Here is a 15,650-nt window from a genome sequence, read left to right on the forward strand (position 1 = left end):
GTTTAATTAAAACTTTTAGTATTTTTATCCAAATGAAAGAGCATAACAAATGATATTTGCAAAAAGTCGAAATCCAGAAGATTTAAACAAACTCTACGAAAGTTTAATCAAACAACTACCCAATATAATTTTTCAGATTCGTGTCAATGCTGAACGACAGATAGCATTTGATTTTCTTAGTAAGCCCATAGATTTTTTTAATGAATTCTCATTTAATGAGTTTATAGAGGACTCTTATAAGTTGTCTAATTATACTATTTATGAGCCAGATTTAAAAGGGTTTATTGAATCTTACGAGCGAGCTATTGCTAATATAGAAGTTTGGGATATAGAGTTTAGGCTGCTATTGCCCGATAGCGGGTACAAGTGGATAAGGATTGATGCCACACCCAAAAAAAATGATAATGATGAGATTGTTTTTTATGGCTTAATCTCAGATATTACCGATGTAAAAGAGCAAGAAATTAGAATGCGTATTGCAGATGAACGTTATCATTTTGCTGTACAAGCATCGGATAGAGGAGTTTGGGATTGGGACTTGGTTACGGGAAAAGTCTATTATTCTTCTGAATCGATGAAGATTTTGGAGCTGACAGAATCCGATTTGGTAGCTACTCCCGAAGAATGGGATGAACGAGTGCATCCTGATGATCGAGCAGAGTATTATGGAAATATTAATCTCCATTTCGAGAATAAAATTCCTTTTTATGAGACCTGTCATAGGGTGTTGTGTAATGGTCGTTATAAATGGATTTTGGATAGAGGAAAAGTTATTGAACGCGATGCAGAAGGTAAACCCTTACGAATCGTAGGAACTCATACCGATATTTCAGAACAGAAGGAAAAAGAATTAGAGTTGGCCAAAATGCTTGAAATTTTGAATACACAAAATAATAAGTTGCTCAATTTTGCTCATATTGTCTCTCATAATTTGCGTACTCATAGTGGTAATATCAAATCTTTGTTGGATTTGCATAAAGAAGAATTGCTCTCTGATTTTGATACATTAAATAATATTCAAATTGTTTCGGATGAATTGTTTTCTACAATAGAAAATCTGAATGAGTTGGTTAATATTCATACAGTAAAAGATAAAGAAATTGAGCAGTTAAATTTAAATGTATACATTAACAAAGTCTTAGATGTATTGCACGATTCTATCAAACAAAAAGATATAGTGGTGTTAAATTATATTCAAAGTAGTGTGACCATAGATTGTTTGCCTGCTTATCTAGAAAGTATTTTGTTGAATATAGTTACTAATGCTATTAAATATTCTGATCAAAAGAAAGTGCCTAAAATTATTTTTACTTCAGATGAAAATGAGGATTTTATTATTTTGAATATAAAAGATAATGGCTTGGGAATTGATTTGAATAAATACAAAGATTCTATTTTTGGATTGTATAAAACATTTCATAAGAACAATGATGCTCGTGGAGTTGGTTTGTATTTGACCAAAAATCAAATTGAAAATATGGGTGGGAAAATAGAAGTAGAAAGTACGCTACATGTAGGCTCTACATTCAAGATTTATTTTAAAAAATCAGCATTAGATTAATTAAGCGTATAAAAAGAAAGCTTCCCTAGGGAAGCTTTCTTTTTATGTGTTAAGATAATTATTTAGCAATATTTACAGCTCTTGTTTCTCTGATTACAGTAACTTTCACTTGACCTGGGTAAGTCATTTCTGTTTGTATTTTTTGAGAAATTTCGAAAGATAAAGATGCAGCATTATCATCAGAAACTTTTTCGCTTTCTACAATCACACGCAATTCTCTACCTGCTTGGATAGCATAGGCATTTTTTACTCCGTTAAAGCCATAAGCAACTTCTTCTAGGTCCTTTAAACGTTGAATATAAGAATCTAATACTTGTCTTCTGGCTCCCGGTCTTGCACCTGAAATAGCATCACAAACTTGAATAATTGGCGACAATAGTGATTTCATTTCTATTTCGTCGTGGTGAGCTCCAATTGCGTTGCAAACTTCTTCTTTCTCACCGTATTTTTCGGCCCATTGCATACCTAATAAAGCGTGAGGTAAATCACTTTCGGTATCTGGAACTTTACCAATATCATGAAGTAAACCAGCTCTTTTGGCAAGTTTAACATTCAATCCTAGCTCAGCTGCCATTATTCCACAAAGTTTAGATACTTCGCGTGAGTGTTGTAATAAATTTTGTCCGTATGAGGAGCGATATTTCATTCTACCTACAACTTTTATCAATTCAGGGTGTAATCCGTGGATTCCTAAATCTATCACAGTACGTTTACCAACTTCAATGATTTCGTCATCAATTTGTTTTGTTGTTTTGGCTACAACTTCTTCAATTCTTGCTGGGTGAATACGTCCATCGGTTACCAATTTATGTAAAGATAAACGAGCAATTTCTCTTCGAACAGGGTCAAAGCAAGAAAGTATGATAGCTTCTGGAGTATCATCTACGATAATTTCAACACCAGTTGCGGCTTCAAGAGCTCTGATATTTCTTCCTTCGCGTCCAATAATTCTTCCTTTTACGTCATCGGATTCAATGTTGAAAACTGAAACGCAATTTTCTACAGCTTCTTCAGTTCCTACACGTTGGATGGTATTGATGATGATTTTTTTAGCTTCTTGTTGTGCCGTTAGCTTAGCCTCTTCAATAGTTTCTTGAATGTGAGACATAGCTTTTGATTTGGCTTCAGCCTTCAATCCCTCAACTAGTTGTTCTTTAGCTTCTTCGGCAGATAATCCAGAAATAACTTCCAGTTGCTGTAATTGGCTTTTGTGTAAGCGCTCAACTTCTAATTGTTTCTTGTCGAGAACTTCTATTTTGGCTTGAAATTCAGCTTTTTTTGCTTCAAAATCATCGTTGATTTTTTTTGCCTTAGATAGTTCACTAGAAACTTGAGACTCTTTATCGCGAACCCTTTTTTCAACTTCGGCTACTTTTTTATCTCTAGCCAAAATCACTTGCTCGTGCTCTGATTTTAGTTCGATAAATTTCTCTTTTGCTTGAAGAATTTTATCTTTTTTAATGTTTTCAGCTTCTAAATTGGCGTCTTTTAAAATTGAAGCAGCTTCTTTTTTAGCATTCTTGATTAAATTAGAGATATTACTTTTTTCGATGATTTTGGCAATACCAAAACCAACTGCAATACCTATAATTCCTGAAACAATTATTAATAATGTACTATCCATTTGTGTTTAAATTATATATATAAAAAAACCTACATTAGTGGGATTGTATAAACTCGAAAAGACAAGTTTTGAGCTAACTCGTTGTTCAAGCTTCCAAACTGAATTGGCTTGCTATAGAAACGATGATTCGCTCATTCTAAATTGTTAGTGTTGAGTTTATCAAATAAGAACTAATGTAGGCAGTATCTTAATCTGTTGTAAGAACGTTAATCGAGATATTGATCTAAAACAGCATTGATTTTTTGCAATCTATCAATGGTTTGATTCCCATCCATTGCATTGTCAATTTGTTTTTGTTCAACTTGAGAAGCAAATTGTAGAGCACACATGGCTAAAACATCTTGCTTGTCTCGTACGGCATAATTTTCTTCAAATTGCTTAATCATCATATCAATTTTTTTTGAAGCACTTCTTAGCCCTTCTTCTTGAGCAGCATCTACCGTTAGCGGGTAAACTCTATCTGCAATCGATATCTTTATTTTAAGCTTTTCTTCCATTTTTTAATCTGATAGCTGGGCTATGCAGTAATCAATTTCACGAATTAATGAATTTATTTTAAGCTTTGTATCTCTTTTATTATCGTCACTGCCTAGTAATGTATTGGCAATTTTGAGTGTTTCATATTGCTTTTTCAGGGCTTCAATCTCTTCAGATTGTTTTGATATGATTTGTGTCGCTTCGGATAATTTTCCTCTTAATTCTTGATTGTTTTTTTCTAGACTTTTTAATTTAGAAAAAAGTTTTACAATCTTATTTTCAAGAGTATCAATTATTTCTGCAATTACACTCATTTTTTGACCAATTCATTTCTTAATCTTACAAAGTTAGTATTCCTTTTTATTATTGCAATATTTTATTAGCTTTTTTGTAGTAAAAAAAATAACACATTGATTATCAGTTGGTATTGATGTTTTTTTGTTTTTTTTAATTTTAAGAGTTTTGGTTACCTTAGCAAAAAGATTAAGATGAAGTTATTCTATTTTCTGTTGTTTTTTTGTAATGCTTTGTTAGCGCAACATCAGTATCCTAAAGATTATTTTCGGTCACCATTGGATATTCCTATGCAATTATCAGGTAATTTTGGTGAATTGCGTCCCAATCATTTTCATGCTGGGTTTGATTTCAAAACGCAACAACGGGAGGGATTATCAGTTTATGCGGCGGCAGATGGATATGTTTCAAGAATTAAAATTTCCACTTTTGGAAACGGAAAGACTATTTATGTTACTCATCCAAATGGATATACAACCGTTTATGCTCACTTGCAAAAAGCTGTTGGGCCTATTCAGGAATTAATTAAAAGAAGACAATACGAAGAAAAATCCTTTGAAGTAGAGATTTTCTTAAAACCAAATGAGTTAGTTGTTACCAAAGGACAACTTATTGCTCTTTCAGGAAATACAGGTGCTTCAGAAGGGCCACACCTTCATTTTGAAATCAGAGATTCTAAAACCGAGTTTATTATCAATCCCTTGTTTTTTGGTTTTGATTCTTTTTTGAAAGATACCAAAAGACCACAAGTTACTGCTGTTTACGCTTTTCCTTTGGATAGTAAAACTACTGTTAATCAGTCTTTGCGGCCTATTCCTATTAATCTGACTCTACAAAAAGATGGGTCTTATTTGGCAGATCCAGTTTTGGCTAATGGTAAGATTGGTTTTGGTATCGTTGTAACAGATATGGATGATGTTTCTTTTAACAAAAATGGAGTTTTTGATGTGCGAGCTTTTTACAACGGAATGCCTACATATGCTTATCAATTTGGGACTTATTCGTTTGACGAAATGCGATACATCAATGTTTTAATAGATTATGCTAGATATAAAAAATCACAACAGCGTATTCAGCGATTGTTTAGAACTTCGCCCTTTGATTTGAGTATTATAAAAACCGATGAAAATAATGGAGTAATATCAGTAGTGCCTAATTTGTCGGGTGCTTATCGTATTGAAGTTGCTGATTATTTTAACAACAAAACACTTATTACTATTCCTATTGCTTATGATGAAAAGGCAGCAGTAATACCAAAAGAAACAACTCATTCGAATTATTATATCAAGGCAAAAAAGGAATACATGTTTGAAAAAGATAATTGGACGGTTACTTTTCCTGCTAATACTTTTTATACTGATTTTGATTTGAATCTTTCTGTTGCAAATAAAGTTTTGACTTTACATGACGATACGGTTCCGGTACATTCTAATTTTACGATTCAAGTTCAAGATAGTACTCATTCGGCTTTAGAAAAAGAGAAAATATTTTTGGGAAGGATTGAAGGAGGAAGAATATCCTACAACCCAACTACTGTAAAGGGAAATACTTTTACCACTAAGGTTAAAACTCTTGGTAAATACGGTCTTGTTCTTGATAATGTAAATCCTGTCATTAATATTGGTAGGTCGATAGAAGGAAAATGGATTACTGCTCAAAAAGAGTTAAAAGTCACTATATATGATGCTTTGTCTGGAATAAAATCGTACAATGCTTTTTTAAACGATCAATGGATTTTAATGGAATACGACAATAAAACTAGACAGCTTACACATGATTTTAGCGATGGAATTATTGCTGAAGGCGCTAACATTCTTAAAGTAATTGTAGTAGACCAAATGGGAAATTCCACTACCTTTGAAACGCGTTTTTTTAGAAGTCAAATCATTAAATAGTTCTTCGCTTGAAAGTATTCCAAATCTGCTTTTTTTTCACCCTTGTTTTTATTGGTGCACCTGTGTTTTCTCAAAAAGGGAAGTTGCAAGGTTTTGTATTAGATGATAAAAAAAATCCTGTCAATGATGTAAATATAACGATTCAAGGACTTACTTCACAAACCAATGTCAAAGGCTTTTATTCGATATCGATTCCGTCAAATGAAAAAGTAGCAGTTGTATTTAGTCATGTTTCTTTCAAAAAAGCCACTTTGGTTTTATCTGTAACTCCTAATGAAGTAGTGGATTTCAATTTGGTACTAAGTGAGAAAGAAGAGCAAATGGGGGAGGTGTTTGTAAATGCCAATAATAAAAAAGGAGTTCAAGGTATTTTAACTATAGACCCAGCTACATTAAAGAATATTCCTGGAGCCAATCCTGGAGTAGAAAATGTTTTGAAATCTTTGGCAGGTGTAAATTCCAATAACGAATTAAGTTCGCAGTACGCAGTTCGTGGTGGAAATTATGATGAAAATTTAGTGTATGTTAATGAAGTAGAAGTCTACCGTCCTTTTTTGATTCGGTCGGGTCAGCAAGAAGGCTTGAGTTTTACTAATACTGATTTAATCCAGAACATTGATTTCTCTGCTGGAGGTTTTCAAAGTAAATATGGAGATAAATTATCTTCTGTTTTGGATATAACGTATCGAAAACCGACAGATTTTGGTGCTACTGTAGAAGCTAGTTTTTTAGGAGGGAGTGCTTCTTTGGATTTGATTTCAAAAGACAAGCGATGGACAGCAATTACGGGTGTTCGGTATAGAAATAATAGTTTATTGGTCAACAGTCAAGAAACACAAACCAATTATACTCCGTCATTTATTGACGTGCAAACTGCCATCAATTTTCAAGCTTCTTCAAAATGGCAATGGAGTTTTTTAGGAAATATTTCTCAAAATAAATACAATTATGAACCATTAACGCGTCAAACAAATTTTGGTACAATAGATAATCCTCAAGCGTTATTGATTTTTTATGATGGACAAGAACGCGATCAATATCAAACTTTTTTTGGGGCTGTAAAATCTACTTTTAGGGCTTCGGATGTATCAACATATAAATTTATAGGTGCTGTTTTTCATACTCTAGAAAAAGAACATTTTGATATTTTAGCTGAATATCGTTTGGCAGAACTAGATACTAATATTGGCTCAGAAAACTTGGGTGATGTTTCGTTTTCTAGAGGAATTGGTTCACAATTGAATCATGCTCGAAATGATTTGGATGCCTTAATTGCTAATGCAGAGTTTAAAGGTATTCATGATTGGAAAAACAATCTTGTCGAGTGGGGAGTAAAATACACTCGTGAATCTATACGAGACAGAATTAGTGAATGGGAAGTAATTGATTCTGCTGGTTTTGCTCTAAATCCTCCACGTTTTTTACCTAAAAAAGACGAGCCTTACACAATTTACAATGGCCCTTTGGCTCCTTACCAAGAGGTTCGAGCAATTAATTTTAATACAATTAATCGTTTTTCTGGCTATTTGCAATGGAGTCGTAAAGCCAATCTAGGAACTAGTTTGGTTTGGTATAATTTAGGAGTGAGAATGCATAATTGGCAAGTTTTAGGAGGCTATGTTTCGGGTAATCAACAATTCACCATTAGTCCAAGAGTGCAGTTTACCATGAAGCCTAATTCTAAGGCAAATCTTTTGTTTCGATTGTCTGGAGGAATGTATCATCAACCGCCATCCTATAGGGAACTTCGTGATAGTGAAGGGGTAGTTCAGCCCAATGTAAAGGCTCAGCAATCTATTCATATGGTTCTGGGGAACGATTATAGTTTCAACTTATGGAGTCGTCCTTTTAAATTAGTCACCGAAGTTTACTATAAATCTATGTCTGATGTTAATACTTATACCATCGACAATGTTAGGATTCGTTATCAAGCCAATAATGATGCAAAAGCGTATGCGCAAGGAATTGATGTGAGATGGAATGGTGAGTTTGTTCCTGGGACTGAATCATGGATAAGTTTTGGGTATTTAAAAACAGAAGAAAATAGCAAAGGGAAAGGTTACATCGCTCGGCCTACAGATCAAAGATTAAAGTTTGCGATGCTGTTTCAAGATTATATGCCGAATATTCCTAGTGTAAAATTGTATCTTAATTTGGTCTATAATACAGGTTTACCTGGAGGTTCTCCATCGTATGCAGACCCTTACTTGTATCAAAACAGACTCAGAGATTATCGTCGTGCAGATGTTGGGTTTTCAAAACTTCTAGTCGATAGAAGTACTTCTAGACAATATGGGAAATGGGCCGATAGTTTTCAAGAGTTGGCTATTGGTCTTGAAGTGTTTAATATATTCAATAACCAAAATGCAATTACGAATACTTGGGTTCGTGATGTGTATACCAAAAATCAATATGGTATTCCTAATTATATGACGACTAGAGTTTTTAATATCAGGTTGAATGCACGTTTTTAATTTGTGAAGTGTTGATTAATTACTGTGATTTCAAATCATAAAGTGTAGGGTTTTATTAGAATTGTGTACTTTTGAAAATAAATTATGTTTAGCATGAAGATTCAATCAATAATCAGTGGTTTGTTTTTAGTCTTTTTGATGGTGAGTTGCCAGAAAGAAGTTGAAAAGCCTAAAGTGATATACGATAATTCGTCAAAAAATACTATGGCACCAAAACTAGATTCTACAAAAGTAGAAATTGCAGATTTGCCAGTTCAAATGGAAGGAACTAATTATTTGATTCATCCGGTAGGCGATTTGCGTATTTATGAAAGAGGCGCCAAGTCCCGTTATGGTTCTTCAGCAGTAAATGATGTAAGTTTTACCATTAGCAATTTAGGGCAATATGAGATAACAGGTTTTTTGCAGAATCTAAAATTTCAAAAGATTGATTCGGATTCAATTCGTCCGTTGACAGATAAGCCTATTTTGATTGAAACGGCTACTTATTTAAAAACAGTATCAGATCGTATCAAAAAGCAAATTATGGTCTACACCATGGTTGATGCTGATACTAATAAAGACGGCAAGTTGGATACCAATGATATCAATACATTGTATTTGAGTGCAATTAGCGGTGATGATTTTACTAAAGTTTCTACTGATTTGGAGGAGCTTATCGATTGGAATTTAATCGAGTCTTCGAATAGATTATATTTCAGAACTATTGAGGATACCAATAAAAATGGACAGTTTGACCAAAAAGATGTGGTACACTATAACTATATCGATTTGAATAAGAACGATTGGAAAGTAATTCGTTATTCTCCTATATAATTATATCAAAATATCGCTCTCTAAGTCTGATTTTTCAATGGCGATATCAAACCCTAACTGAGCTACTAGTTGAATTACAAGATTTTTATACCAGTTCTCAGACTTTGGATGGATGTATATTTTTTCTATTAGTTGATTCACATCGACATTAATTTTTAGTCCATCATTTAGTTTCAAATTATTTTGTGTTACATCACTAATAATGCGGACTTCACGTTCGTATTGAAAACTTTTTCTTTTGTATAAAAAAGGGAAAAATAAATCATCAAAAGGGATGTACTCTTTTTTGTAGTCAATATAATTTACCTCACCTATATATTGTTGAAAATGATCTTCAGGAAGCAGTGCTTTTTGTAATCTTCCTATGGTCGATTGTATGGCAAGTCCTTCACTGTTTTGGGTGAAAATTTGCCACATTGCAAAAGATTCATATTCGTTAATGTGCCAACTACTGATGGCGACTTTTTCCCGATGAGTTTTATAATAATTTAAAAAGTCAGGATTGTCTTTGGATAATTTTTTGATTTCTTCAAAGGTAGGCTCACTAAAGGTGCCTTCGTATTGATCTTCAAACTTGTCTGACCTAGACATGAATAATTTTTTGGATAATAATAAATCTAAAAATTTAGACAAGTCTAGGTATTTCCAGACAATAGTTTCAGGATCTTCAGGTAATTTTATGTTGGGGTTGTCTAAATACATTTGTTGAATTTAAAAAAGAAAAAATCTTGTTTAAAGATACAAATCATTTGAGACTATTCAAGGGATTGCATGGTTACTAATTTGTTGTAAGTTCCATCAAGCGCGATTAATTCTTCGTGAGTGCCTTGTTCAACAATTTTTCCTTTTTTCATTACTACAATAACATCTGCTTTTTGAATGGTAGAAAGACGATGCGCAATAACAATTGAGGTTCTATTTTGCATCATGTTTTCGAGAGCTACTTGAACAAATTTTTCACTTTCTGTATCCAATGCTGATGTTGCTTCATCCAAAATCATAATTGGAGGATTCTTGAGCACCGCTCTAGCAATAGATAAACGCTGTTTTTGCCCGCCTGAAAGTTTGTTTCCACTATCTCCAATATTAGTGTAAATGCCATTTGGTAATGTTGATACAAATTCATATGCATTAGCAATTTTAAGAGCTTCAATGATTTCTTCATCGGTCGCATTGGGTTTGCCAAGTGAAATATTGGCTTTAATAGTGTCATTAAACAAGATGCTGTCTTGTGTAACTAGTCCGATCAAACTTCTTAATGAATGTAAATCAAAGTCTTTAAGGTCATGATTATCTATTGAAATGGTACCTTCATTTACATCGTAAAAACGAGTGAGTAAATTAGCAATTGTACTTTTTCCACTTCCTGATTGTCCTACAAGAGCTACCGTTTGGCCCTTCTTGACTTCTAATGAGAAATTTTTCAAAACATTTTCGTCTTCATACCTGAAGTTGATGTTTTGTATACTTATTTTGTCTTCAAAGATTACTTTTTTTATGGCATTTTCTTTAGATGTTATTTCGTTTTGAACTTCTAATACATCAAAAACACGTTGAGCGGCAGCTAATCCGCTCTTTACTTGGTAAGAAGCTTTTGAAATTGCTTTTGCTGGAGTTAGAATATTATACGCAAGTCCCATGTAAGCAAGAAATTTGGCGCCATCTAATAATGCTTTTCCGTTTGGGAGTTTGTCGACCAAAACCATTTTTCCTCCAAACCAAAGCAAAACACAAATGGTGATGATACCCAAAAATTCGCTCAATGGTGTGGCAAGGTTGTTTTTCTTGCCAATGCTGTTAGAAAGTTTTAGTACTCGCGAAACAGAGTCATTAAATTTTTCTTTAAAGCTCGATTCTGCATTATAACTTTTTACCACTTTTAATCCTGAAAGCGATTCTTCAACAATCGAAATTAAGTATCCATTTTCTGCTTGTACTTTCTCGGATTTAGTTCGTAATGATTTGCCTACTTTAGAAATCAAAATTCCTGAAACAGGTATGAAAATAAAAACAAATAAAGTTAGTTTGAAGCTAATCGAAATCATGGCAATCAATGTAAAGATGATTGTCATAGGTTCTTTTACAATCAACTCTAAAATGGAAAAAAATGAAGTTTGAACTTCGTTTACATCTCCAAGCATACGTGCCATAATGTCTCCTTTTCTTTTTTCTGAATAATATGAAACGGGTAGATTGATTATTTTGTGATACATTGCGTTTCTTAAATCTTTCAAAACGCCATTTTTTAGGTGCATCAAATGATTAGAAGCTAGGTAATTAAATAGGTTTTTGAAAAGAAAAGTTACAATTACTAAGGCTATTACTAATACTAGTGCAAATTGTTTTCCGTTTTGTTCTGATAGTAAAGTGATGTAATAGTAAAGATACTCTTTTGCGAATTTTGTAATATCAAAAATAGAAGTATAAACAGGCATTTTTGTTACTTTTTCTGAAGTGTCAAAAAGCACATTCATCATAGGAATTAATGCAATAAAAGATAGTGTACTAAACAAAGCGTACAGTATATTAAAGAGTATGTTCCAGGTTACATGTGAATGATAAGGCTTGGTGAAGGGGATGATTTTTTTGAAATTTGGATCCATTTGAGTTGTTTTTTATCGTCAAGACCCGATGAGTTCTTGGACTTATCGGGTCTGTCAGAAAAATAGATGGTTTTTAAATTAATTTAATTGCATTGCAGCAATGATATTTTTTATTTTTTGATTTAGAATGTTTTCTACGGCATCAAAGTCAGAAGCGGTTTCTAAGTCGGCATTTACACTAATGTAAAATTTAATTTTAGGTTCGGTTCCGCTTGGTCTAGCGCAAATTTTTGAACCATCTTCTGTGTAGTAAATTAGCACATTAGATTTTGGGATATCCATGGTCAATTCTTCGCCAGATAACAAATTTTTGGCAATTGAAGATTGGTAGTCTTCTACCATAATTACACGTTGTCCGTTGATTTCTTTTAAAGGATTTTCACGAAGATCAATCATCATTTGATTAATGGCTTGTAATCCGTCCATTCCTTTTTTGGTTAGGGAAACTAAATGTTCTTTATAGAATCCGTGATCTACATAAAGGTTGATTAACTCTTTGTAAACGGAGCTGCCGCTTGCTTTTGCTTGTGCAGCCACTTCACAGATTAGTAGTGTAGCAGCTACAGCATCTTTGTCTCTTACTGCATCTCCAACCATAAATCCAAAGCTTTCTTCTCCACCACCAATGAATTGTAGTTCAGGAAAATCTTTAATCATTTTGGCAATCCATTTGAATCCAGTCAAACCTACTTTGCATTCTACACCGTAGGCTGTAGCTAGTTCCATCATCATTGGTGTAGAAACTATGGTTGAGCCCACAAATTGTTTACCGTTAATTTTTCCAGCTTGTTTCCATTTTTCTAATAAAAAGGCGGTCATCAAAATCATGGTTTGATTTCCGTTTAACAAGACCATTTTTCCATTGTTATCTCGCACGGCAACACCAAGACGATCGCAATCAGGATCTGTACCTACTACGATATCTGCATTTGTTTTATCAGCTAATGCCAACGCCATTGTTAGTGCTTCTGGTTCTTCTGGATTTGGTGATTTTACGGTTGGGAAATCGCCATTTGGTACAGCTTGTTCCTCTACAATATGTACATTTGGATATCCAGCTTTAGAAAGCGTTTCAGGGATAACTGTGATAGAAGTTCCGTGTAAGGAAGTAAAAACAATGTTTAAATTCTCTTTGGCAGTTGCTGGAGTATTAAAACTTGCATTTTCTATAGAGGATTGAATGAAAGCTTGATCAATCTCTTTGTCAATAAAATGAATTAAGTTTTCGTTAGCGGTGAAATTAATTTCATCATATTTCAGATTCTCAATTACATTGATGATTTCACCGTCCTGAGGAGGAACGATTTGTCCTCCATCTTGCCAATATACTTTGTAGCCATTATATTCAGGTGGATTGTGAGATGCAGTTAGTACAATTCCACAATGGCAGTTCAAATGTTTTAAAGCAAAAGATAATTCGGGAGTAGGTCTCAAGTCTGAAAAAAGAAATACTTCGATTCCATTAGCAGAAAAAACATCGGCTACAACTTTTGCTAACGTTTTACTGTTGTGACGACAGTCGAAAGCAATAGCTGTTTTTATTTGCTCCCCAGGGAACACACTTTTTAAGTAATTAGATAGTCCTTGAGTGCTTTTTCCTAGGGTATATTTGTTGATTCTGTTATCACCTACACCCATAACACCACGCATTCCGCCAGTTCCAAATTCTAAGTTCTTATAAAAACTCTCTTCTAAGTCTTTTGGAGCAGAAGTCATTAACTCTTTTACAGCATCTTGAGTAGCTGTATCAAATGTTGGAGTAAGCCAGACATTCAGTGCGTCAAGGATATTTTGAGGGATGTACATTTTATACTGATTTTATATGAAACAATAAATTGTAATTGAATTTGATGAGGTTTAATTATAAATTGATTTGATTCGCAATTTTGTATCGCGCTTCATTATTTTTGGTCCTTAAAATAATTTCTCCAAGAAAACCAGCTAAAAATAGTTGAGTTCCCAAAACCATGGTGGTTAAAGCGATATAAAACCAAGGATTATTGGTAACCAAAGTGTATTTCATATCGTTGTACATATGATACAACTTTGATATTCCAATATAAGCTGCAGCTACAAAACCGATAACAAACATTAAAGAACCAATTGCTCCAAAAAGATGCATGGGTCTTTTACCAAAACGGGATAAAAACCAAATGGTGATTAAATCTAAAAAACCATTAATGAAACGATCCATTCCAAATTTGGTTTCTCCGTATTTTCTAGCTTGATGTTGTACTACTTTTTCTCCAATTTTTCCAAAACCAGCATTTTTAGCCAGAACAGGAATGTATCGGTGCATTTCGCCAGAAACCTCAATGTTTTTGACTACAACATTTTTATAGGCTTTTAACCCGCAGTTGAAGTCGTTTAATTCAACACCTGATGTTTTTCTAGCGGCCCAATTGAATAATTTAGAAGGAAGGTTTTTAGCTACAACCGAATCGTAGCGTTTCTTTTTCCAACCCGAAACCAAATCATATTTTTGTTCGGTAATCATGTTGTATAATCCTGGAATTTCGTCAGGACTATCTTGTAAATCGGCATCCATAGTGATGATTACGTCACCTTTGGCTTGAGCAAATCCAGCATGTAACGCTTGCGATTTACCAAAGTTTTTCATAAAACGAATCCCTTTTACGTTGGGATTTGTTGCGGCAAAATTTTCAATAATAGTCCAAGAATTGTCTGTGCTTCCGTCGTCCAAGAAAAGGATTTCATAGGAGTAATTATTGGATTGCATCACTTTTAGAATCCAAGTGTACAATTCTTGTAAGGATTCCTCTTCGTTAAGAAGTGGTATTAGGATAGTTAAATTCATTTAATTGTTTTATTCTTGAGAAGATTGTCTAGTTTTGAAAAAGGCTGCCATAATAAGACCAAAAATGGAACTGAAAACAATGCTAGTAATCATTCCTTTTAATAAAGAATCGATATCATAAGGGCTGCTTTCTTTCATTCCTTTGATGGCTTCATTTATAGATGAGGAAGGAGCTCCAAATTTTTGCATCATATTGATGGTGTATTTTATGGTAATCTCATTTAAAGTTTCTTTGGCAGAAGGATCGATGAAATTGAAAAGCATAATATTAAATAGAGTAGAAATCAATATTCCAACGACTGCTGAAATAAAGTAAGTTGTAAATGCATCTTTAAAAGAGAAAAACCCATTAATTTCTTTTTTTGTTTTTGATAAAAGAACAATTCCGATTATCAAGTAGATGACAATACTTACTGCTCCAATCCAAGGCTTGATAAAAAGATTCAAATCAATAGCGTAAATTGTAGAAGTCAATAAACAAGAGATGATTCCTGTTACTATACCAAAAGTAATCCCATTCTTTTTTATAATTTCATTGATCATATAGGTTCGGTTTTTAATTAATCCACAAATATAGCAATTCTGCATTTACGAGGGGTAAAAAATGTTTTTAGAAAATTCTAAAAAAAACTAAGCAAAGGTTTGTAATTATAAAAATAAGTGTAAATTTGCACACTCAAAAAATAATAGTGTAAATAAAAAGTTATAAGATGTTTATACCTTTTCGTGTAGAAGAAAAGCTGCAAAACAAATTATAATTGAAACCAATAAAAAAAGATTTAAGATGAAAAAAGGTATTCACCCAGAGAATTACAGATTAGTTGCTTTCAAAGACATGTCAAATGATGATGTTTTTATTACTAAATCTACAGCAGAAACTAAAGAGACAATTATTCACGAAGGCGTTGAATATCCAGTAGTAAAAATGGAGATTTCTAGAACTTCTCACCCTTTTTACACAGGTAAATCTAAACTTATCGATACAGCAGGACGTATTGATAAATTCAAAACTAAATACGCAAAACACGTTAAATAATTTTAACTCGTTTTTTAAATATAATCAAGCCTTTCTTTTTAGAAAGGCTTTT

General features: G+C 33.2%; 13 protein-coding genes. 5 read left to right on the plus strand and 8 right to left on the minus strand.

Annotated elements, in window-relative coordinates:
* Window positions 1–49 precede the first annotated feature (49 nt).
* Window positions 50–1,561: a sensor histidine kinase gene (locus ACZ1AQ_RS09875; RefSeq protein WP_489632741.1), complete on the plus strand. Its 1,512-nt coding sequence runs from the start codon at window positions 50–52 to the stop codon at window positions 1,559–1,561.
* A gap of 58 nt (window positions 1,562–1,619) precedes the next feature.
* On the opposite strand, the gene rny is transcribed toward ACZ1AQ_RS09875, so the two are convergent.
* The 3 genes from rny to ACZ1AQ_RS09890 all read right to left on the minus strand — a co-directional run bounded on the left by rny (window position 1,620) and on the right by ACZ1AQ_RS09890 (window position 3,976).
* Window positions 1,620–3,185 (minus strand): ribonuclease Y, encoded by a 1,566-nt coding sequence (gene rny, locus ACZ1AQ_RS09880; protein ID WP_489632742.1) that lies wholly within the window; start codon window positions 3,183–3,185, stop codon window positions 1,620–1,622.
* 206 nt (window positions 3,186–3,391) lie between these two features.
* Complete coding sequence (locus ACZ1AQ_RS09885; protein WP_489632743.1) at window positions 3,392–3,682, minus strand: cell division protein ZapA; 291 nt, start codon at window positions 3,680–3,682, stop codon at window positions 3,392–3,394.
* Between the two features lie 3 nt (window positions 3,683–3,685).
* Window positions 3,686–3,976 (minus strand): hypothetical protein, encoded by a 291-nt coding sequence (locus ACZ1AQ_RS09890; RefSeq protein WP_489632744.1) that lies wholly within the window; start codon window positions 3,974–3,976, stop codon window positions 3,686–3,688.
* Between the two features lie 174 nt (window positions 3,977–4,150).
* Between ACZ1AQ_RS09890 and ACZ1AQ_RS09895 the strand changes: the two genes are divergently transcribed.
* The 3 genes from ACZ1AQ_RS09895 to ACZ1AQ_RS09905 all read left to right on the plus strand — a co-directional run bounded on the left by ACZ1AQ_RS09895 (window position 4,151) and on the right by ACZ1AQ_RS09905 (window position 9,141).
* A complete protein-coding gene (locus ACZ1AQ_RS09895) occupies window positions 4,151–5,851 on the plus strand; it encodes a M23 family metallopeptidase (RefSeq protein WP_489632745.1) in 1,701 nt (566 codons plus the stop codon).
* Window positions 5,852–5,859: 8 nt separating this feature from the next.
* On the plus strand, window positions 5,860–8,325 hold the full coding sequence (locus tag ACZ1AQ_RS09900) for a TonB-dependent receptor (protein ID WP_489632746.1): 2,466 nt from the start codon (window positions 5,860–5,862) through the stop codon (window positions 8,323–8,325).
* A 93-nt stretch (window positions 8,326–8,418) separates the two neighbouring features.
* Entirely contained in the window at window positions 8,419–9,141 is a 723-nt protein-coding gene (locus tag ACZ1AQ_RS09905; protein WP_489632747.1) for a hypothetical protein, read from the plus strand.
* Here ACZ1AQ_RS09905 and ACZ1AQ_RS09910 read toward each other — a convergent pair whose 3' ends face one another.
* The 5 genes from ACZ1AQ_RS09910 to ACZ1AQ_RS09930 all read right to left on the minus strand — a co-directional run bounded on the left by ACZ1AQ_RS09910 (window position 9,142) and on the right by ACZ1AQ_RS09930 (window position 15,105).
* A complete protein-coding gene (locus ACZ1AQ_RS09910; protein ID WP_489632748.1) occupies window positions 9,142–9,843 on the minus strand; it encodes a hypothetical protein in 702 nt (233 codons plus the stop codon). It lies immediately after the preceding gene.
* A 53-nt stretch (window positions 9,844–9,896) separates the two neighbouring features.
* On the minus strand, window positions 9,897–11,744 hold the full coding sequence (locus ACZ1AQ_RS09915; RefSeq protein WP_489632749.1) for an ABC transporter ATP-binding protein: 1,848 nt from the start codon (window positions 11,742–11,744) through the stop codon (window positions 9,897–9,899).
* A gap of 78 nt (window positions 11,745–11,822) precedes the next feature.
* Entirely contained in the window at window positions 11,823–13,550 is a 1,728-nt protein-coding gene (locus ACZ1AQ_RS09920) for a phospho-sugar mutase (RefSeq protein WP_489632750.1), read from the minus strand.
* A gap of 55 nt (window positions 13,551–13,605) precedes the next feature.
* Entirely contained in the window at window positions 13,606–14,562 is a 957-nt protein-coding gene (locus ACZ1AQ_RS09925) for a glycosyltransferase family 2 protein (protein ID WP_489632751.1), read from the minus strand.
* A 9-nt stretch (window positions 14,563–14,571) separates the two neighbouring features.
* Complete coding sequence (locus ACZ1AQ_RS09930; RefSeq protein ID WP_489632752.1) at window positions 14,572–15,105, minus strand: DUF4199 domain-containing protein; 534 nt, start codon at window positions 15,103–15,105, stop codon at window positions 14,572–14,574.
* Between the two features lie 241 nt (window positions 15,106–15,346).
* Here ACZ1AQ_RS09930 and ACZ1AQ_RS09935 point away from each other — a divergent pair, with 241 nt between their 5' ends.
* Entirely contained in the window at window positions 15,347–15,598 is a 252-nt protein-coding gene (locus ACZ1AQ_RS09935; RefSeq protein ID WP_024981357.1) for a type B 50S ribosomal protein L31, read from the plus strand.
* The last annotated feature ends 52 nt before the right edge of the window (window positions 15,599–15,650 follow it).

The organism is Flavobacterium sp. UM26 (genome assembly GCF_057922445.1).